The sequence below is a fragment of the Algibacillus agarilyticus genome, assembly GCF_003286125.1.
Classification (GTDB): Bacteria; Pseudomonadota; Gammaproteobacteria; order Enterobacterales; family Alteromonadaceae; genus Algibacillus; species Algibacillus agarilyticus.
Window position 1 is genome coordinate 217,231 of the sequence record NZ_QMED01000002.1, and the last position, 21,141, is coordinate 238,371.

The 21,141-nt window shown below is 39.7% G+C and carries 23 protein-coding genes; 4 read left to right on the forward strand and 19 right to left on the reverse strand.

What is annotated here, in order from left to right:
• Positions 1-49 precede the first annotated feature (49 nt).
• Both pyrE and rph read right to left on the reverse strand, forming a co-directional pair.
• Positions 50-691 (reverse strand): orotate phosphoribosyltransferase, encoded by a 642-nt coding sequence (gene pyrE, locus DPX34_RS02920; protein WP_111976912.1) that lies wholly within the window; start codon positions 689-691, stop codon positions 50-52.
• Between the two features lie 65 nt (positions 692-756).
• Positions 757-1,470 (reverse strand): ribonuclease PH, encoded by a 714-nt coding sequence (rph, locus tag DPX34_RS02925; RefSeq protein WP_111976913.1) that lies wholly within the window; start codon positions 1,468-1,470, stop codon positions 757-759.
• Positions 1,471-1,601: 131 nt separating this feature from the next.
• Between rph and DPX34_RS02930 the strand changes: the two genes are divergently transcribed.
• Entirely contained in the window at positions 1,602-2,468 is an 867-nt protein-coding gene (locus DPX34_RS02930; protein ID WP_111976914.1) for a YicC/YloC family endoribonuclease, read from the forward strand.
• 223 nt (positions 2,469-2,691) lie between these two features.
• Here DPX34_RS02930 and DPX34_RS02935 read toward each other — a convergent pair whose 3' ends face one another.
• The 15 genes from DPX34_RS02935 to DPX34_RS03000 form a co-directional block, all read right to left on the reverse strand.
• On the reverse strand, positions 2,692-3,921 hold the full coding sequence (locus DPX34_RS02935; RefSeq protein WP_111976915.1) for a type II toxin-antitoxin system HipA family toxin: 1,230 nt from the start codon (positions 3,919-3,921) through the stop codon (positions 2,692-2,694).
• Positions 3,914-4,240 (reverse strand): helix-turn-helix domain-containing protein, encoded by a 327-nt coding sequence (locus DPX34_RS02940; protein ID WP_111976916.1) that lies wholly within the window; start codon positions 4,238-4,240, stop codon positions 3,914-3,916. Before DPX34_RS02940 ends, DPX34_RS02935 begins: the two co-directional genes overlap by 8 nt.
• 529 nt (positions 4,241-4,769) lie before the next feature.
• Positions 4,770-5,768 carry a YecA family protein gene (locus DPX34_RS02945; protein ID WP_111976917.1) on the reverse strand — a complete coding sequence of 333 codons (999 nt, stop codon included), beginning with the start codon at positions 5,766-5,768 and terminating at the stop codon, positions 4,770-4,772.
• A gap of 360 nt (positions 5,769-6,128) precedes the next feature.
• Complete coding sequence (locus DPX34_RS02950) at positions 6,129-6,434, reverse strand: helix-turn-helix domain-containing protein (protein WP_111976918.1); 306 nt, start codon at positions 6,432-6,434, stop codon at positions 6,129-6,131.
• A gap of 269 nt (positions 6,435-6,703) precedes the next feature.
• Positions 6,704-8,149: a VWA domain-containing protein gene (locus tag DPX34_RS21960; RefSeq protein WP_157964602.1), complete on the reverse strand. Its 1,446-nt coding sequence runs from the start codon at positions 8,147-8,149 to the stop codon at positions 6,704-6,706.
• A 22-nt stretch (positions 8,150-8,171) separates the two neighbouring features.
• On the reverse strand, positions 8,172-9,713 hold the full coding sequence (locus tag DPX34_RS02960) for an AAA family ATPase (RefSeq protein WP_111976920.1): 1,542 nt from the start codon (positions 9,711-9,713) through the stop codon (positions 8,172-8,174).
• Positions 9,714-9,816: 103 nt separating this feature from the next.
• Complete coding sequence (locus DPX34_RS22235) at positions 9,817-9,951, reverse strand: hypothetical protein (protein ID WP_269815503.1); 135 nt, start codon at positions 9,949-9,951, stop codon at positions 9,817-9,819.
• Between the two features lie 47 nt (positions 9,952-9,998).
• The gene (locus DPX34_RS22405) at positions 9,999-10,316 is read right to left on the reverse strand and encodes a ParE family toxin-like protein (protein WP_111976921.1); all 318 of its coding nucleotides are present in this window, start codon (positions 10,314-10,316) and stop codon (positions 9,999-10,001) included.
• 212 nt (positions 10,317-10,528) lie between these two features.
• Positions 10,529-11,200, reverse strand: coding sequence for a hypothetical protein (locus tag DPX34_RS02970; RefSeq protein WP_111976922.1), 672 nt, complete (start codon positions 11,198-11,200; stop codon positions 10,529-10,531).
• Between the two features lie 9 nt (positions 11,201-11,209).
• Entirely contained in the window at positions 11,210-11,671 is a 462-nt protein-coding gene (locus tag DPX34_RS02975) for a hypothetical protein (protein WP_111976923.1), read from the reverse strand.
• Positions 11,671-12,579, reverse strand: coding sequence for a hypothetical protein (locus tag DPX34_RS02980; RefSeq protein ID WP_111976924.1), 909 nt, complete (start codon positions 12,577-12,579; stop codon positions 11,671-11,673). Before DPX34_RS02980 ends, DPX34_RS02975 begins: the two co-directional genes overlap by 1 nt.
• A 142-nt stretch (positions 12,580-12,721) precedes the next feature.
• A complete protein-coding gene (locus DPX34_RS02985; RefSeq protein ID WP_111976925.1) occupies positions 12,722-14,092 on the reverse strand; it encodes a sensor histidine kinase in 1,371 nt (456 codons plus the stop codon).
• On the reverse strand, positions 14,083-14,754 hold the full coding sequence (locus DPX34_RS02990; protein WP_232824629.1) for a response regulator transcription factor: 672 nt from the start codon (positions 14,752-14,754) through the stop codon (positions 14,083-14,085). Before DPX34_RS02990 ends, DPX34_RS02985 begins: the two co-directional genes overlap by 10 nt.
• Positions 14,755-14,886: 132 nt before the next feature.
• Positions 14,887-16,998 (reverse strand): TonB-dependent receptor plug domain-containing protein, encoded by a 2,112-nt coding sequence (locus DPX34_RS02995; protein WP_111976926.1) that lies wholly within the window; start codon positions 16,996-16,998, stop codon positions 14,887-14,889.
• Positions 16,999-17,263: 265 nt separating this feature from the next.
• Complete coding sequence (locus DPX34_RS03000; RefSeq protein WP_111976927.1) at positions 17,264-18,139, reverse strand: prohibitin family protein; 876 nt, start codon at positions 18,137-18,139, stop codon at positions 17,264-17,266.
• Positions 18,140-18,343: 204 nt separating this feature from the next.
• On the opposite strand from DPX34_RS03000, the gene DPX34_RS22240 reads away from it, so the two are divergent.
• Complete coding sequence (locus DPX34_RS22240; protein ID WP_269815504.1) at positions 18,344-18,478, forward strand: hypothetical protein; 135 nt, start codon at positions 18,344-18,346, stop codon at positions 18,476-18,478.
• Positions 18,479-18,755: 277 nt separating this feature from the next.
• Here the strand turns inward: DPX34_RS22240 and DPX34_RS03005 are convergent, their stop codons facing one another.
• On the reverse strand, positions 18,756-19,283 hold the full coding sequence (locus tag DPX34_RS03005) for an NADPH-dependent FMN reductase (RefSeq protein WP_111976928.1): 528 nt from the start codon (positions 19,281-19,283) through the stop codon (positions 18,756-18,758).
• A gap of 136 nt (positions 19,284-19,419) precedes the next feature.
• Between DPX34_RS03005 and DPX34_RS03010 the strand changes: the two genes are divergently transcribed.
• Positions 19,420-20,337 (forward strand): LysR family transcriptional regulator, encoded by a 918-nt coding sequence (locus DPX34_RS03010; RefSeq protein ID WP_111976929.1) that lies wholly within the window; start codon positions 19,420-19,422, stop codon positions 20,335-20,337.
• A gap of 84 nt (positions 20,338-20,421) precedes the next feature.
• Positions 20,422-20,760: an FKBP-type peptidyl-prolyl cis-trans isomerase gene (locus DPX34_RS03015; RefSeq protein ID WP_111977014.1), complete on the forward strand. Its 339-nt coding sequence runs from the start codon at positions 20,422-20,424 to the stop codon at positions 20,758-20,760.
• 67 nt (positions 20,761-20,827) lie between these two features.
• Here the strand turns inward: DPX34_RS03015 and DPX34_RS03020 are convergent, their stop codons facing one another.
• Complete coding sequence (locus tag DPX34_RS03020) at positions 20,828-21,121, reverse strand: YciI family protein (protein WP_111976930.1); 294 nt, start codon at positions 21,119-21,121, stop codon at positions 20,828-20,830.
• Positions 21,122-21,141: the final 20 nt, after the last annotated feature.

The window sequence follows — 21,141 nt, forward strand, 5'->3', positions numbered from 1 at the left end:
CGGGCTTTTAATTAACAAACTATCGAACTCAATAGATAAACAGGGCTATTTAAATACCATATTGCGCACGATACGCTTTCATTGATTCGATATGGTCGGCCAATTCAGGCTTATCCGCTAAATAAATAATAATATCGCTCATCGAGACAATAGAAATAACCTGCGTGTCAAAATCGCGCTCAACTTCTTGAATAGCCGACAACTCACCCTTGCCTTTCTCTTGACGATCAAGCGCAATTAAAACACCCGATAAATTAGCATCAGCCGCTTTAATAATTTCCATTGATTCACGAATAGCCGTGCCAGCCGTGATCACATCATCAACCAACATCACATTACCGACCAATTCAGAACCCACTAAGCTTCCTCCTTCACCGTGTGCTTTTTTCTCTTTACGGTTAAAGCAGTAAGGCACATCTTTATTATAATGCTCAGACAACGCAACAGCCGTTGTTGTCGCAATCGGAATACCTTTATAAGCGGGGCCAAATAATAAATCATAATCAACACCAGCAGCCGCCAACGCCGCTGCATAATATTGGCCTAAACGCGCCAAATCACGCCCCGTATTAAACAAACCCGCATTAAAAAAATAAGGGCTAACACGACCCGATTTTAACGTAAACTCACCAAACCGTAACACGTTACGAGATAAAGCAAATTCAATAAACTCTTTTTGATAATCTTGCATAAAATAAATACTTTTTTAAATTTTTAATAAACAACAAAATGAACAACAAACACAAATCAAAACGCTTAAGCAAGCGCTGCTTTTTGTTCAGCCGTGATCTCGCGAATAGCATGCTTAGCTAACGAAAGCATCTCGTCCATTTCTTCAAAACTAAACGGTTCGCCTTCAGCCGTACCCTGAACTTCAATAAGCTTACCGGTTTCAGTCATTACCACATTCATATCCGTTTCAGCATCCGAATCTTCAACATACTCTAAATCAGCAATCGCCTCGCCTTTATAAACCCCAACTGAAATAGCGGCAATCAAATGCTTAAGCGGATTCGTTTTAATTAAATTTTTGCTACGCATATAAGTCAACGCATCAACCAACGCCACACAAGCACCGGTAATAGAAGCCGTTCGAGTGCCACCATCCGCCTGTAAAACATCACAATCAATCGTAATGGTGTTTTCACCTAAGGCTTTAAGGTCAACCGCCGCTCTTAACGAGCGCGCAATCAAACGCTGAATTTCCATTGTACGGCCAGTTTGCTTGCCGCGCGCGGCTTCACGTTGATTACGCGTATGCGTAGAACGAGGCAACATACCGTATTCAGCCGTGATCCAACCTTCGCCTTTACCTTTCATAAAACGAGGCACACCGGTTTCCACCGTAGCGGTACAAATGACTTTGGTATCACCAAACTCAACTAAAATAGAACCTTCAGCATGAGCTGTAAAATTACGAGTAATAGTAATAGGACGAATTTGACCGGGCGTACGACCACTTGGACGCATGTTAATCTCCTTGATTAAGCAACGGAATAATATAAATGCCGCATATTATAGAGGTCATTAGTTGATTAACCAATACCAATCCCACATAAGCAAGGCTATAATCATTTTTTTAAACTGCATTTTAGGTAATTATGTCAATTCACAGTATGACCGCTTTCGCCCGCATCGAAACTAAAAACGATTGGGGATCAGCCACATGGGAACTTCGTTCAGTTAATCAACGCTACTTAGAAACCTATTTTAGGTTACCCGAGCAACAGCGAAGTTTAGAACCCGTACTGCGAGAAAAATTACGAAAAAACCTACAACGCGGCAAAGTAGAATGCAGCTTAAAGCTAACTGACGACGGCGGAAAAACCGGCGAGCTCAGTTTAAACCAAGAACTCGCCAAACAAATAATCGACAGCGCCAACTGGGTAACCGAGCAAACCAGCAATAGCCAGCTCAACCCAATAGATGTATTGCGCTGGCCTGGTGTAGTATCAGCTCAAACCCAAGATCTAGACACACTGCGCGCAGAGCTCAACACTCAATTTGATCAGCTCATCAAAGACTTCATCAAATCACGTGCAGCCGAAGGTAAAAATTTATATCAAATGATAGAGCAGCGCCTCGACACCATCGCCGAGCAAGTTGAAATCGTAAAAACAGAAATGCCAGCCGTTATGGTTTGGCAACGTGAACGATTAACCACCCGTTTAGCTGAATTACAAAGCGACATAGATCAAAACCGCTTAGAACAAGAACTCATCTACCTCGCACAAAAAATAGATGTAGCCGAAGAGCTCGACCGCTTAGAGTCACATATCAAAGAAACAAAAAAAATACTAAAAAAAGGCGGCGCATGTGGCCGACGTTTAGATTTTATGATGCAAGAATTTAACCGCGAAGCAAACACCCTAGCCTCAAAATCAATCAATACCACCATCACCAACGCAGCCGTTGAAGTAAAAGTGCTGATAGAGCAAATGCGCGAGCAAATACAAAATATCGAATAAGTTCCTGGGTAGAAAGTTACCCGTCCAAGAATGTATTAAACGCCCTGTGTTTCCTGGTAAAGAGCCTTGTAAATACAGGGCTTTTTTATTGCCTCCGTCCAAATCGGCTTGCAGATATGCGTTACCCGTTGCCGTTTAAATGGTGAGCAAAATGGTGGGTAGTTGGGGCAACAGGGGCAATATGACCGACCCCTCTGCATTTTTGTACACGTCGGTTCTGATTTTAGCGCAGCGGTATGCTACGTAAGTGTGTCTCGATTGCTTCAATCATCGACTTGGTAAGCGGTAAATGTGCTTTTTCTTTCGCCCAGATTTCATGGAAACCAGCTACGGTTTGCTTGGCAGTATCTAACACCAATTTTTCTGGCAACATAGCTTTAGCCGCTAAATGTGATAACTCATCCAGCGTGAAATCACTGAATTTTTTACTACGGCTCACCTTTAACGACGCACTATCATCAAAGATATAAGGAATGGTTGAGACAAAGTCATAAGCGGGCGCAATCGATGCGGTGCGCTGGTCTTTATAAATCACAGACCAATTCTTCAAATGCATATCAGCATTACCAATTAAGGTATTGAACACCAACCTGCGCGTAAATTCTGCTATGTCCTCGTCTTGACCTTCGATGCCGATAACCTGAGCAATATTCCGCATACTGGCTTTTTTGTATTTATCTTGAGGATAGACCCCAAAAACTTGCGCAAAATCCTCAATATGTATCGCTTGACCATCAACACGGTCAAAACGATTGATCACAAAGGCCTGAGCATTTTTAAAAGAGTCACCAAATTTGCCAATGCCATTTGGGATATTAGCAATCTGATTAATAGGGAGTAGCCGCGTTTCTGGCACATCCATTCCCAACATTCGAGCCAGTTCCATCATCGAATATTCATTTTCTGGCACAGCGTCAAATCGAGATGACGGCAATTTCACAATCCAAGAACCGCCTTGACCGGTTGCAGGGATGGTAAAACCACCGTTAGCCTGTTGCACAGCTGAAAACTTCAACTGCACACCCGCCAATGAAAAACGCATTGGGGCTTCAATTTTCGTTTCATCGTCAATGTCTTGATTCGCATTAGGCGGCAGTGCTTCACCATCAGCAGGTTCAACCGTGATCGCGCCAGCTAAATCTTGCCCTAACACCCACAATAGAAAAAACTCGCGCGCGGGGTTAACACCGGCACGCTCTGCCAGGTAATAGCGCATCGTTTCTTCTGGTAAAAGGTTGGAGAAAAACGGAGTTAACTTGGTTTGAGTAGGTTTAAAATGAGTCAGCAAGCCGCCTAGCGCATCTTTAAAGCCAAGCCCTAACACAGGCCGCGATTCGTCATTAATGTACGAATCCATAAAAGCAAATAGTGTTCTGTCATTGCCCACGTTAGTGATCGTTGCGATGGGTTCGCCGTAGAGCAAAACGTTTAACGTAGAGACATGATTAGTCATCGTCGTCTTCCTCTAACTGATATGCAGGCGACATTAGCTCAGCTTCATCGTTGATACCGTTGTTGCTTGAGCCTTGGCTACTTCGAATGATCGACTTAATGGCAGGTACAGATTTTTTTGGTGCGACAAATAACTCTAGGTCGAGCACACGGGCAAGTGCAATCAAACTGGACATTCTTAAATCAACGCCGCCAGACTCGATTTTCGAAATATGGCTTTGCGGTACACCCGAACGAGCACTTAATTCTCTCTGGCTAAACCCCTTACGTGCCCGAGCTTCTCGAAGGGCTTCTAATATCGGCTTTGTTACATAGCTCATTTCGATACGCCTTGATACATCACTAAAGAACAATTATATACAAAAACATATCACCCTAATCCCGCGAACACAAGAATGATTACCTATTGCATATCACTAGTATATTTTGATATGTAACTATAGATAAACCATGACATACGTGATCACTTGCTACATTGAAAGTGCGCACCCAGTAAAACGTTTAAGTTAACAGGTACACAAGGCTCATCAACGTTAGAACACACCAATATCGTGATGCCCTTGTACTTCACTCAATATTTGCCGCTAAGATGGTAAAAGCGCTTTAGTCACGGATCCATAAGTAAATTTAAAATAGAGACGTGCCTCAATAATGATCCACCACGTTGGGTAAATCATTTCGCATGCCAAGATAGATAAATATTAAATAACCAATACCAGTGAATTTAACCAAATAAACAGATGATCAGCTACACGCTTAATGAGTACTTAAAGCCAGAACAACTCAGCCCATATCTAAAGTACTAGCTCAAGTACATATCTAAATAAAGCGCGTATCTAAAGAGAAAACCTAAAACGCAAACTTAAACGTTTGCGACAATAAAGGCTGAATATTCGCGTTTATAGGTAAAGGCTCATTATTTTCAAAACGTTTTGGATTTACCGTGACAAATCCCCAAAACTCTAAAAAACGCATCACAAAACGAGATTCAATCAAAAAGCCTAAATTATCTTGCTTAGATGAAAGTTCGCTTGCCGATACTTCTTCTACCAACGCCGGAAAAGCCACACAAACCTCAGCGACTAACTGATCAACCGAACCATGCTTTTGCAAGCGCCAAAGCATAAACACCCAAAAAAGTCGCAAATTAACATCATCGGCAAAACCATCAAAGTATCCCCAGTTATATTGACCCGTCGCCGCTTTTAACATAGGCACATAAAAAGCATTTAGTCCGTCTTTTTTATACTGTGCTTGGGCCGACTTTTTAACATGAAAACGTCCTGCTTTATGATAAATAATACCGGCTAGCTCAGCCAATATACGGGCATAATGCAACGCATTAAATTTATCTTCATTACTACCCGCAAACTCACTAATACTGATATCGGCATTAAACTCAGCCACGGCAAACTCAGGCAATAAAGCGCTCGCCTTAGCCACGAGTTTGGCCGGTAAATTACCTTTAGCGGTCAATTTAAACGCGCCATCTTGCTGCATTGCTTCATCTAAAATAAGCGCTAAATAACGCATCACCGGGCTAGCCGACAAATCATCAGGACAACGAATAACCACATCGGCTAACTCATCAAACGGCGCATACAACCAATTAGATATTTGATCGGGTGTTAAACCACAAAAATCATCAAGCCCCTGCATATTTTGCTTTGTCACTTTATGTTGAACAACCTGATCTAACGCATCCATATTCAAACCTGGAGAGCTCGCAACCACTTGAGCTATATCATCAAATACCGCGGCATGTTGCCTCGCAATAGAATTCATACAACAACGTTTATATTTTTTGCCACTGCTACAAGGGCATAAATCATTACGGCCAATTTTCATCTATTTTTATTTCTCTTTTATCTTAAATTTGCGGTTAAATGCCATCTTAAATTACCTATCAACTTTGCACACAGAATAAAATAAAAAGGATCAATCTGCTACTACGCACTTAACATCAGCAAAAATCATTAAAGACAGATCACATGAGCGGGAAAAAAACGGGTAAATTGAAGGTTAAAGCCTTTGCTCTTCAGCAAGTCCTTGCTAGGCTTTAGTTTGTTGGGCTTGAGCTTGTTGCATTAATTCAGTCGCCAGCGTGGTTAACTTAAAGTTAAATAAAATTATAGGCTTAATGCTGCCTGTCCCACACGATTCCTTCAATTGGCTGCCAGTCGGCATAGACTTCAACGATTTCACGGCTCATCTTGAACCTTCTAGCAATTTTATATTTTGCAGCTTGATACCCACTTCATCATGGGCAGCCATTTCTGCAAAATTATTCTCCATGCCAAGAACGGCCATCACTTTTAAGTAAGTGCCTATGGCAACGCCAGGATCACCTGCGAAAACTTTGTTCACGGTTTTATGATCAAAGCCAGTACGTTCACACAGCAGCTTTTTAGTAAAACCACGTCGTTTCATCGCCAACAGCAAATCTTCACCAAAATGAGTCAGGATTTTGCGCTGCTTTGGAAACAGTACATTGTGCAAATCGCGCTTAGCCATATTACCAACCCAAGGGACTATAATCCCATTATATAAACATTAATAGGAATATAGTCCAACTTAAATATCCAAGCAACTCCAACAAGCCAAACATGGGACTATATTCCCATTTTACTCGGTATAATTGGATTTACATCCCACTTTTAGATTTAATTTGCGCGTTGGCCAAGGTGATGCAATATCATTTTTCGTTAGATACTTTATTACTTATTTCTCTGCAAGAGCCAACGACAGAGATACAATAGTGTAGTCATCGATATTTTTTCAAATTACTCACACGTTAATTTAGTTACTCTATTTTCAAAGTTTAATAACTCAACTACTCGGCTATGATCTGGATCGTATATCCACTCATGATCAAATAGACTTTTTAATCTATGATTCATAAAGCAAGAGTCGATAACTAAGGAGTTAAACTTATTGCCCCCTTCTCTCAGTTTTTCAATTTTATCCAACAGACTAGTCGGTAGCCCAGACATAACAAAATCGGAAATAATCAACATATCTGCATTTTTATACTTATCTGTTTCCATAGCTGAAATCCCTTCGCTAATAGCTGGAGCAACATCAGTGCCGCCATGAAATGATTTTTGTAAAAAACTAGTTAAGTTCTTTAATGCAAAATCACCTGATAGATCTAGTGTTTCAATGCTTGTTGAAAAGTTAATTAGATAACAGTTTCTATTTTCTTGTTTTGCTTTCACTACCATGAGCATTGTAACTGCTTTTGCAATAGTTTCTGGTGCACCATACATTGAACCACTTGTATCAACACAAATGATCATGGGACCTTTAGTCTCTTTTTCAGTTACTGATTGTTCAACTTCTATTTCGTATTTGCTCTCAATAAATTGCGTACCTTTCATATCAAAACACATGAGTCCTGATTCAATATATTTAAGGTCAAATAGTAAAGATGTATCCGGATCCGCCATTAGTGCTAACTCACTAGGTAAAGCATGTTCAATATCCTTGCCTAGCCGTAAACCAATGATCTCTTCTTTAGAGTTGATATCAGGTACAGGGACTCTTTCAGAAACTGATTTCTGTATTATTTCAATTTTCTCACTTTGTTTAACTTGGTTAATTCGCCCCATCATTTCTAATAAGTCTTGAACGCCTTGGTCATTTTTTAAACATTCCAACCAGCGCTTGATAGGAGCGATATCGTCAATGGACAAACTTCCTTTAGATAAGTCAAAAAAAACACCCTGTTCTAACCCTAAAGACTCTAACGTATGGAATAACTCTAAAAGTGCATCAAGGCTTTCAAATAAACTTTTTAAAAACTCTTCTCTCAACCTTCTTAACTGTTCAAGTTCCCATTGAGATCTTAATTTGTCTAGTAACTTCCTCCTTTCATTTCGAAGTAAACTATGCGTACTTTGTAAGTCTCGTTCTACTTTGTCATTAGGAACGGTTTTCTTCATAGAAGTGATTTTAATAATCTCTTGCTCCCAGAATTTATTAAATTGATTTCCAGAATTGAGACATAACGCCTTATAATCATTAATTTCATTTCTAATAACTTCTATATTACTTAAGCTATTCAGCGAGGTGGTAAATATAGCCTCATCCTCAAAGTAAGGGTAATCAACATCGAAGCTTCGTTTGGTATCGCTTTGCCAATTTGAGAGGCGCGCCTCTACTTTAACTCTAGTTTCAGGACTCGCTAGAAGAAAATGATGATACTTATTTTTAATTTGTATCATCATTGTTTGAGCTTGTTGCTTTATATTACACACTACAAAGAACCTCTAAACGTTGGCAGTCTTTAATGCTAAGTTCAATATTTTTTAGCTGGTTTTCAATAGCAACCAAGGGGATTTTTAATAACTCTTCATTAATAAATGGCGAAGCTAACTGAGCTTTATATTCGTTATTTTTATCTTGGCAATTTTTTAATAAGACCATTAATTTTTTTCTTATTTCAATTACCGAGCCGTTTAAAGAGTCTATAAGCCGAGTATTAATATCGTCTTTTTTATCACCTTTATGAAATAAGATAGTAGGCGTGAAGGTTACTGTATCTTCATAAGCATAATTATACGTCTTAAGGTTTTCAATTTTGCAGGATCCTTGCCCATTAAATGTACAGTCAAAATGAGAAAGCTCATTTAAATTATTATCAAGTGGGAAAAACGTATCTGTAGTCTTTAAGTTGGAATAAGGTAAAAATACAATTTCTTTTTCAGTATTTATTGTTCTATGGTGTTTGTGCTTAAACTCTAAAATAGCTTTAAAATATTTTTTATTGCCTATTTTTTCTGTTTTATAAACATCATTTCTAAAAAAAAGCTCCTTGTGAATTTCTTTATCTAATGATTCTTTTTCTTTATCTAATTCCTCTAGACTAATATCTGAAGTAAAACCAACGGCTTTAATAGCATCATGGACAATTTTAATAACAGGCTCATGATTATCTGCAGTTGTCCAAATACAATGGCTTAAAAGCAACGCATCACTATGGTTAGTTTCTTTTCTGTCATTAAAAAAAGCTGACGCTTTAAGTAATTGCGCTGCCTTTTGCCAACGTCTGTCAGAAACATACACACCTAACTCTTCAAACTGCTCTGATAGCGATTTACGAATAGCGTGGATAATCAGTAATGTTTCTTTAGATAGGCAAACAGTATCTATCTTCTTACGCCAGCTATTCCACTCATTTTGAGACACCGCAATTTTACTCGGCAGCTTTATATTGGCTTGAGTGGGTTTACCGTTTATTAAATTCTCGAAATTATCTTTACGTGCAATTGGCGCAACCATTAAACGGATGATAAAACGATCATATAATGCATCTAAGCCCTGATTGCCTTCAGGGGTTTCATTAGATGCCACAATTAATGCTTTCAATGGTGTATTTTCAATCACGTCACCATTCTTAAACGTTTTCTCATTAATCATTGTTAATAAGGAATTTAAAATAGCTGGACTCGATTTCCATATTTCATCTAAAAAAGCAAACTCAGCTTTGGGTAAGTAGTTACTAGTTTTTCTCGTATATTTATCTTCTTTAAGCGCTTTAATAGAAACGGGTCCAAACAACTCTTCGGGTGTACTAAAACGGTTCATTAAATATTCAAAGTATGCTGGTTCTTTAAAAGCACAAGCAATACGACGAGATATTAAGCTTTTGGCCGTACCTGGAGAGCCAAATAGAAAAGTGTTTTGATTTGATAGCGCCCCTAACAATGATATTGATATAATATCTTCTCGTTCATGCATACCTGTTGATATATGCTCTACAATGTTTTTAATCCTTGCTTGTAAACTCATTTCGATTGCCTTTTTATTATGCTTCAAGTTATCTATAGCTTTAAAAAATTAAGTGCTCACAATTCTTATGAGCACTTTTTCTATTAGTTAATGGTTATGGTTGTTACTTTTTTTGCTGCTGAATTTGCTTGCTACGGTTACCTTGAGCCTGATCGTATTGACGATTAGTACCTGAAGTCCCTTTATTAGCGTTTTGTTGATTAGCTGCATTGTCTTTAGGTTTAATATTTTTACTCATTTTGTTTTCCTTAATATTGTTAAATTGAAAATCACGAAGTCACATGACTAACGCCTTCGTCGATTTAATAATGTCGTAAAATGCTGGCGAATATAGATACCTAAGGCGGTCCAACATTCACCTTTAACCCCTATTAACATTCGATAGCTATGGCTAAGACGCATACGATAAAGGTTTGGTAAACACCGGATTTTTTTTGCTCCGAAAGATTGGGGGTGCCTGCCTGACTGTAATTGACCAAGCACTTCTGAGCTTTTTGTTAGCACTGAGTTAGGGAGGATTTTACTTGAGCAGGCACTGTAGCCATTTTTATCAGAAGGCGCGTCTAAGCTAATAAGCAACTTTTCTATAGACTTAAGCATCATGCTTTCCCGTAACCATTTTATTAGCCGAGAGAAATTGGGACATTAATTGATATTTTATTGCTTTATCTGCGGGACTTAAGTGCTTAGCATTAAGTAAACAAAGCAAAATTAAATGATACATATTGAGCTCCTGTTCATCACCGCACTATGCGATGACTTCAGGAGCAAGTATCAAACTGTGAATTTCACAAAAAAGGGTTTAATGAAAAAAATTAATATTTATTTAAGAGCTCGTTGAATTCTTCGTATTCTTTGCGTTTAGCTTGATAAAGAAGGTTTAACCACTGTCCGTCACCATTAACAAATTCAGCAGAAGCCTGATCTAAGATCTGACCTAGCTCACCAAATTGATTATTTATAACCGCCTTAATCGCGCTATCGTAAGGTGAAGGGGTATTATCTGCAGTAATAACGTTGGCAATTAATTCAACAGAGGTAAACTCTCCAGCACTAAAAGGGTAAGGTATTTCATCTTTTACCCAGTCAATATTGCCTTTAGATAAAAATTCACCTAATTCAGGCAACCGAGACTCTAATGCCTGATAAAGCATTTTTTTAGCACGCCATTCAGCAAAGTGTTTTTCTAGCTTATCTTGAGGGATCTCCGCCCCATTTAACCAGTTTGTTACGAGTTTTTTATCCTCAAACAAAGTATCAAGAATGATTAAATTTCGGATAAAGTTTTTATTGCCGGCTCGAATAGGACGAGATGTGTACTTATCAGCTTCAGAATATAAATCAGCTTCGTCTAAAAGCTGTTCTTTTAAGCTTTCATCTTTAACATAATAATTTAGTCTATTACGTAAACGTTCCGGTAAAAATCTTTGTTCAATTCCTAACGCTCTTGATGCAATTGCAGCAATACTATTACCTTTTTTAGCCATTATAGTCCCTTAATGGCAATTCAATGCTGCTGATATATAAGCTAAAGCTTCAGTCTCATTCATATTATTCATACCCCTGGCAATAACTAGGTATTGAATATACTGCTCACCTACACCACAATTATACGCCACCTTATATATGGCACCGGTACACATTCCTGCAAGCATAGCTTCCTTTAACGTAGTACTCATATTAAGCGGGAGAAGTGCTTCTTTTTGCTCAACAAATTCAGAGCAAGCTCTAGATAACTCTTTGAAAGCCTGTGCCTTATAAGTGCTTTTATAATAAGTATTTTGATAACCAATACACTGCCCAGCAAGAAAGGCTTCGGTTATTGACGTTGACATTTTACTGAGCAATGCATTTTCCTGCTCATCTCGCTCTTCACATGCTTTGTCAATATCAATACCTACTGCAGTGGCAGATAAACTATAAAAGCACAGTATTAAAACAATTATGAAACGAAACATTACTTTATGGCCTCAACGTTTGATAAATTAGCTGTTTCTTCTGGTGGAGCTTCTGGTGGAGCTTCTGGTGGAGCTTCTGCAGAGTGACCGAACATAATAAAAGTGAAAATACACAAGCCAATAATTAACACATCGTCACGCCAAATTGGCTTAAATTCCCAAGCTATAAAAGCAGGAATCGCAATAAGTGTCACTGCATAAAGTAAGGTTGTTAATGAACAAATACTGAAGAGACTCGTTGTAAATCGAATAGGAGTTGTTGCACTTACTTTATAACTTCTAATTTTTGTTTTTACTATGCCAAAAGTAGTCCATAAGATTGCAGCCAATAATAACAGTACGATGCCGTTCATTTGGCTTAACACTGCAACTACAACACCACCAATAACGAGCACTAACGTTGCAAAAATAAGCAGTAGGAAATGGCAGAAGGTAAATACCCAAGGAATAGTTTTTTCTTGCTGCTTAATATGTTTGTTTCTAGAAAAGAAATAAAATTTCACGTTTTTATCCTCTTCGTCTTTAGATTTTTTTTCTTGGTGCAGTTGAGTCAAGTAACTCACAAGAGTTAAGTTAGCCGACTGGTATTTCTCAAAACCGGCCTCAGATAGTGCAAAGTCATCATGCTCCAGAAGCAAATTATCAGTTTTAGTTAAATACTCTAACTTCTCATTGATATCAGGTGTAAAGCCGTTTATTTCATCAGCACAGTTATTTTCAGAAATAGAGAAGCCAAGATCTTTTAATAGTTGCTGAAGATTAAGACGCCATTGAGCAATAAGCTCTAATTGAGTTAACTCCGGTGTAGAAGATATTTCTTCTTCGGAGGATGCTTTCTCTAACTCCACATCTACTTTAGTTGAATTTTGCTGACATTCATTAACATTTTTTTTAAAGGACGATTCCATTCTGGTTTCTTTAATAATTACTACTTAAAATCATTATCGCACTATAGTTTAAAAACTAAAATAATAATTACATCCACAATGGTTCGTAGAACAGACACTTGAGATAAATATTCAGCATTGTCTTTGTGTTTAACTATCGTGGTTAGTTAAACACAAGTGTAACTTGGGTGCCCTCTCCGCTTTGGCTTGCAACCGTTAATTGCCAACCGAGTTGCCACGTGATGCGTTGCACTATCGACATGCCTAAACCCACGCCGTCGGGCTGTAAGCTATAAAACGCTTGGTTAATGTTAGACAGTTCATTTTGTGGAATACCAAAACCGGTGTCGCTAATGGTTAACGCCTTGTTATTGCATTCAATACACACATGGCCTTGATGAGTATATTGAAACGCATTGCGCAACAAGTTGCTTAATACAATCTCGAATAGGGCTTGGTTGGTGTGGCAAGTGATGTGAGCGGGCACGTTATTCATGATTTTTATGGGTTTGTAGCTGAATAAGTAACTGAGCTTATCGATAACTAAATCGGTTTGCGCAGCTACGTTAATGGCTTCGTTAATAGCTTCGTGCGTGTGCCCGGTTGCGGTGTTTTTAGCTAATTGCAAAAAAGTATTAATGAGCTGGGTCATTTCGGTATTGGCGCGTTGCATGCGGCCAATCAATTTACGTTGATTGGCGTCTAGCTCGGTGTTTTGCAATAAATCAAGCGCCATGGTTAAGCTGGTGGTGGGGGTGCGCAGCTCGTGACTCACTTCGCGGGTAAAGCGTTTTTCACTCTCAACATAATCATCTATCCGTGTTAATAGCGTGCTGAGTGTTTGCGCTAAAGTGCCTACCTCGTCCGGAAAAAACGAACCAGTAAACTGACGTGGTAAATGTTCGGGTTGCACGTTTTCGACTTGAGCGGCTAATTGCGTTAATGGTTTTAATACGCTGCGGGTTAAAAATAGGCTCAGCAAAATAGCCAACAGGGTTACCAGTATGGCTAAGGGGATCAAGATGATCAGCACAAATTTATCGGCATTGAGCGAGCTCGGGTCGCTCGCTTGCGCAAATCCACTCACATCATAAATCGAATATAACGTTTGGTTTTGCCAAGGCACGGCGACCACTTGTAAAGCCGGTTCTTGCGAGCTGCCTTCGATATCTATCACTTTATAGCCCTCGGGGTATTCGGTAATGTGCGATAAGTTAGATAGCTGCGCGAGTGTTTGTTTGGCGGTTGATAGTTCATCCGCCAACGCAATTTGATAATGCTGCTGCAAATACTTGAGCAAATGTTGCTCGTTGCCCACAAAACTCACCGAGTTAACGGTGTTAGCCGGTATTTGTTGGGTTTTAACCGCATGTTTGGTGATTTCGAGTGCGTACCAGTTAAAAAGCCGATCGTCAGTTACATCGTAAATAAACCACGCAAACGCCGAGTAGCCCATTGCACTCACACACGCTAAGGTGGTAAACGCTAATACAATGCGCACCCGTAAACTTTTTAAATAGCGCGTTATTTGCATAATTTGAATCCACGTTTGGCTAGGGTATGCAGTAAGGGCACGGCAAAGGGTTTATCTATTTTTTGGCGCAGGCTGTATAAATGGCTGCGCAGGGCGTCGCTGTCGGGGGCGGTGTCTTGCCATATTTCAGATTCGAGCCGTTGCCTGCTCACCACATTAGGCGAGGCTTGCGCTAACACCAGCAATAGCTGATACCCCATCGGCGATAGCGTAATGGTTTGGCCTTGGCGTGTCACTTCGCATTGGCGGGTGTTAATAATGAGGTCTTCGATTTGAATGATTGCTTGCTGTTGGTTATTGCAACGCTTAATTAACGCTTTAACGCGCGCAAGCAGCTCGGCGAGCTGAAAAGGCTTAACGAGATAATCATCGCCACCAGCATCAAACCCTGCGAGTTTGTCTTCTAACCGATCGCGCGCGGTTAAAAATAAAACGGGGGTGGTATTAACCGGATTTTTGCGCAATAACTGACACAGCGATAAGCCATCCATACCCGGTAAACCAATATCGAATATGTATAGATCATAAGTTTGTTGACTGGCTAAGTTTGATGCCGTTAATCCGTCGGCGGCAAAATCAACCATAAAGCCGTGCAAGGCTAAAAAGTCGCCTATGCTTTCGGCAATGTCGCGTTGATCTTCAACCACTAATATTGTTGCCACCCCATTACTCCTTTATTTTTTATAAGCGTATTTAAAAACGTACCATTTAAAACGCAGGGCTTAAATAAACATGCTTAAACGACTTGCTTAAAAACAATTGACTTAAAAACGACTTATTTAGAAACGACTTATTTAGAAACGAACAGATACGCCAATACCCGGAAACATTTCATCTGGAAATTCATAATCCGGTGTTTTTTCGGTGTAATCGGCGTTCCATTCATCTTCTTGTATGCGTTGGTTGCCATACACATTTAACACATCTAAATACACGTTAACCGCATGGTTGGCGATATGTGTATGGTAATCAACTCGTATATCCATTCGATGACCGGCTTCTCGGCGCTGGTCGTTAAATGTACCGTACATTGGTTGATAAAATAAAGGGGCTTGTGTGGTATCGGGCTCGCCATTTTCGGTGGGATAAACCGGTTGAGCCGATAAAACCTCGGTGTAACGACGGCCACTTTGATACGCCCATTTTACGCCAATATGCCATTTATCGTTAATTTGATATTTAGCCACGAGGTTGGCAATAATGGGTAAATCGAATTCGTATTCAAATTTTTCGCCTGTCATTTTGTTTTTGCGCTCGGTGTTTGCATAGGCCAATGTAAACCAACCATACCAGTTGTCTTGCAGCGATTTGTTTATCATTAACTCGGCGCCCCAAGCAGTGCCCTCACCTTGGTTAACAAATTGCGGTTCAAGGCTTATTTCATTTGGGTTTAGTTCGGTTTGTTGGCTCGCAGGGTTGGCCATAATAAGCTTATCGAGTTGCTTGTAATAAACGTCGATTTTCCATTGCCATGCATTAGTTAAGGTTTGCTCAAAACTTGCACCGATCATATTAGCCGTGCTTTGTTTTAAATCAGGGTTGCCAAATGTGGTGCTTAAATAATTTAAGTTACGAAACCATTGGTGATATTGCCCCAATGACAAACCAATGCGGCTATGGCTATTAACCTGATATTGGGCCGACAAACGCGGCTCTAAAAAAGTTTCGCTGGTATAATCGTTATAACTTAATGCCGCACCTAAGGTAGTTTGCCAGCGCTCAGTTTGTTGTATGGCTAAATCACTAAACACGGATGCAAAGTTAACATCAACCTCGGTATTGTCATTTACAATCGGGCTAAAACCACTTGGCAAGCAGTTTTCGAATTCGCGATTACAGGCTTGCAAACGGCTGGTATTATTTAAGCTGATGTTTTGCTGCTTTATTTCGGCTCCCCACGTTAAGGAATGATCGCTTAAGCTAGTTTGCGTTACGCTTTTTAGCATTAGCTCATCTACAGTAGATTCACTTTGCTCGGCAATGCCCTCACTCACCTTTAATTGGGTGGTTAGGTAGTTTATGGCGGCGGTGGTTTCGCCTAGGCCCGACGAGTTTAACCAAATTAATCCCACGTTATTGTAATTGCTTGTATAACCTTCTCCACTCGCTAAATCAGGATTACGGGCAACCGAACTAGCACCCGGTTTAAACGCTTGGCGCACTTTGTCTTTGGCCCCTGTCGCAACCAATTTAAAAGCGTTGTTTGGGTTGGCGTCCCATACCATTTTGGCTTGAAAATCGTGATTACGCGGCGGTTGTGAAAACGTAAAGTCTTCGTCTTCAACCATGTCGTCAACAAAATTGTGAATAAGTGATTCACGATACGAAAGATAAAACGCCAGATCATCGGTAATAGGCGATTCAACCAACAAGCCCGAGCGTATCATGCTTAAATCAAGCACGGCTTGCGCCTTTTCAAAAGACGGATCACGCAGTTCAGTGGCAATAACACCGCCAATTGCATCATTGTATTGCCCTGACCAACCCGCCGTTTTAAGCTCAAAGCCCGATATTAGCTCGGGGTTGAAGGTGCTTAAGCTGTCTTGGTGAAATACATAACCTATGGGTAAAAAATCACTAAAGTATTGATTATCCATTGGCGAGCTGCCTCTGATCGCCGGTTGGGCTACCGGCCCACCACTTGATGGTGTGGCTAATACCACACCAGGTAAAGCATCAATGGCTTTGAGTGGATCACCAAAGCCCCCCGGCATGTTGACGATTTGCTTAGACGAAACCAAAATACCTTGGGGTTTGGTGGCCACCACTTCAATAGTTTCGGTTTCTAATTCAGCTTTAGATGAATCTGTATTCACTTTTTTGATTTGATTTTGCGCTAAAGCATAATTGCCCGCCGCGTTACTCATACCTAAAACAACGGCGATTGATAGTGTAGTGAGTCTCATTGTGCTGTCCTTGTTGGTTAAATACTGGCGCTATTGTGAAGTACGCAGTGCAAGGCTCTGACAAATTGGCGTGAAGGAAATGTGAAAAGGCGGCTTTTAATGCGAGTTGAGGTTATTTTATTTAGCACTAACCTAATGCCAAATATCAAATATCAAATATCAAATACCTTCAAGCATCAAACACAAAAAAAAACCTGCGAACAAAAGAACACAGGGCTTTAATTTTTATACTGATACGCAAAAATTGAGGGTATTTAAATGCGCTTTATTTTTTGCTTTCACGCATATCCATAATCGGCATAACGCCATCACCCATCATAGTGGTTGGTAATTTGCCATCCCATGCTTGCGCTTCGGTTAATTTTACAATTAATGGGTTATCTTTAAGTGATTTACCTTTTGCTTCAATGGCTTCAGCTTCGGCTTTACCGCGTAATAAAATAGATTGCGCTTCGGCTTCGGCTATTTTCAAAATACCTTTGGCTTTAGCATCAGCGGTGTTTACCGCACGTAACGCTTCTAAGCGTTGGCGTTCTAATTTGTGCTCTTCTGCGGCGGCTAAGTTTTTCTCGGTTTGTTTGATTTCAATCGAGTTAATGTATTTTTGAGGTAACACAATATTTTCGATTTGAATGTTATCAACAACAACCGGAAAGCCAGCCATTTCTTCAGTTAAACGACGCTCAATACCTTGAATAGCTGAAGCACGATCTTGAATAAGCTGTTCTGCTTCAAACTGTGGAATAGTGTCTTTAGTGGCTGAACGAAAACGCGGGTCTAAAATGCGCTGTTCAAACTGATTTAAACCGCCGTAACGCTTAAATAAGTCCATCGCGGCTTCTTTATTCACGGTCCAGTTAACCGACACTTCAATAGTTACCGGCATTTGCTCTTTGGTGCTTGATGCCATTTTTTCTGCATTTTTGCGGGTTCTCACTTCAATTAGTTCAACGGTTTCGATAAACGGTAATTTAAAATGTAAGCCGGGGTTTTCTTGGTGTTTGGCTTCGCCAAAGCGTTTAACAATACCCACATGCCCTTCTATTACAATGTAATAAGAGTTAAAGATGGCAATCACCGCCAATAATAATGGAATGCCTTTTGAGAAGTTACCAAGCGACAGTAAACCTTTAATATTCATATTGTTCCTTAATTTAGAAATATATTGAGCGCGCAATAGTACGTTAAATTAAGTAACAAGTTAATAACATTTAATTTTGTTGAATATTACGAATTTGAATAATGGTAAGTTGAGTTAATAAAATACGGTTTTTAACTCAAAAAAGCTTATTTATGCGTTAAAAGAGAGGCCGAGTTAAAAACCATGTGTTTAAGAAGTTAAACAATGTTAAACAATGTTGAACAAGCCGGTAATAGAGATGAATTTATAGCGGCTACGTTAGACAAACTATTAAAAAATATTCAACGTAATATCGATTTTCATCAAGATATATCAAACCCTAAACTGTTAGAACTATAGTCTTCTCACTCAAGTTTTATGGTTCATTGTCAGCGCTTACTCGCCCCAATCACATAGTAGAGCATATGCTCATGGCGTCTCGAAGCTTGACGGCTTTGCTTACATGGATGTAAGTACTTCGGTTTCGTCTGGAACGAGAAACCTGCCCCTAAAACCCGATCGCTTTGACTATAATAGAGCATTTCGAGCAGCTAGCGGATGGTAATAATGCGGCATTAGAAAAACTCGCTAAGTTTAAAAATTAGCGAGCTTTTAATGCACTTCAAACGTGATGCGTTTAACGGCTTAATTGTTCGACTAAAGCATGTAATTGCGCATTAATATCGGCATTGGTTACCGCGTGTGTTTGTGCATCAACATTATCATAATAGCTCGGCACCGATAACTCGCCTTTCAACACGCCTCCAAAATAGGGTAATGACGTGGTTGCCGTTTTTAATACATTAACCGCACCACCCGGCCCCGGTGATGTCGCTAACATTATCACGGGCTTGTTTTGAAAAAAGTTGCGCTCGTGACGCGAAGTCCAATCGAATAAGTTTTTATAAGCCGCGGTATAAGTGCCGTTGTGCTCTGCAAACGAAATAACAATCGCGTCAGCTTCACCTAGTGTGTTAAAAAAATCGACAGCTTGAGCTGGAATGCCCGATTCAGTTTCGCGATCACTGCTATAAATAGGCATTTCGTAATCATTTAAATCAAGCACATTAACTTGTGCATTGGGTACTAAATTAGCCGTGTAACGCGCTAATTGTTTATTGATAGACTGTTTACTGTTACTTGCGGCAAAAGCGACAATTTTCATCATGATTATTCCTAAATGTCAGTATTTAACTTGATGAACTCACTATAAATTAAAAACGGTTAAGCATTAATAGCTCATTTGTGTAATGATTGTTTCCATATGAAGCATAATAAACAAACATCGTTAGGTTTTAAAAATGCGCTTAAATACCCAATTATTTGAAGGCATGATCATTTTTGTTGAAGTGGTTAACGGTGGCAGTTTTACTAAAGCCGCAGATAACACTCAGCATTCAACGTCTTACATCAGTAAAGAAATCGCCAAACTAGAAGCTCGTTTAGGTTTGCGTTTATTAAATCGCACCACTCGATCATTAAGCTTAACCGCCGAAGGTGAATTATATTTTCAGCAATGCCAACAAATTATTTATGATGCAGAACAAGCTGAACGCTTGATTTCGGGCGCACAACAAAACCCAAAAGGAAAATTGCGTATTAGCTGCCCAGTGAGTTTTGGCTTATCGCATTTGCAGCCTGTTATAGCGCAGTTTTTAGCTCAATACCCTGATATTACGTTAGATCTCGATTTAGACGACCGCAAAGTCGATATTATCGCCGAAGGATTTGATTTAGTGATCAGGGGCACTGAATTACTTAACGATTCAAGTTTAATCAGTCGGCAATTTTTAAACTCTCGCGTATTAACGGTTGCAACACCTGACTACATTAAACGCCACGGAATGCCGCAAAAACCGGAAGATTTAGTAAACCACACCGTACTCAGTTATCGTTATTTAAAATCACCTAATATTTGGAACTTCATTGATAAAGCAGGTAACGAGCAGCTAATCGAACTGAAAAGTCGTGTTATTACTAATAGTCCTCAAATGCAACTATCGTTATGCTTAGCTTCGCAAGGTATTATTCGTATGCCTGACTTTAATTTAGGCCAACACCTAGAAACCGGTGAACTCGTTGAAATATTTAGTGACTTACCGTATCGGCAGGTCAATATGTATTTGGTTTACCCAAGCCGCAAACATATGTCGTCTAAGGTCAGGTGCTTTATTGATTTTGCCTTAGCTTATTTTTCTGATGATTCTTTGGCTCATTAAGTACCGCCGTCAATCTAACAAAAACCTGAAAAAGCGCTAAACACACGTTAAAATACCGGAATTAGATAAAAAGAGATAAATATGATGACTGAATTAAAAATAACCGACTTAGTGGTTGGTGAAGGTAAAGAAGCAGTAAAAGGCGCATTGATCACAACACATTATCGCGGCCAGTTGCAAGATGGCACGCAATTCGATTCTTCATATGATCGAGGTAAACCGTTTCAATGTGTGATTGGCACAGGCCGGGTGATTAAAGGCTGGGATCAAGGTATTGTTGGCATGAAAGTGGGCGGTAAACGTAAATTAGAAGTGCCATCTGAACTTGCTTATGGTGAGCGTGCGATGGGTAATGCTATTCCGGCTAATTCTGATTTGACCTTCGAAATTGAATTATTAGAAGTGTTAACTCGCGACGAGTAATAAGCATGTTTGATGCTTTGTTTAACAACGCATCAAACATTAGATAAATGCCATTAAAAAGCAAAAACTAGCCTAAGTGCTTTAACTTAACAAAGTCAGGCGCTGCCATGGTGGGTACAAACTCGGTGATAGCATAATCAGCAAGTTCCGCTTGATAAAATGGATCTTGCTGAATAATACTTTCAACTTCTTGCCTATTCACTGCATTTACCAAAATAATCCCGCCCGTTCGAGGCGCTTTTCGGCCCGACACAATAAACTTTCCTTGTGCGTAATATTTTTCAAGGTAAGCAATATGATCGCTGATATGCTGATCAACTTCGCTTAAATCTACGTTATACGTTAACGATACAATAAACATTTTAGACACCTCTTGCGTTA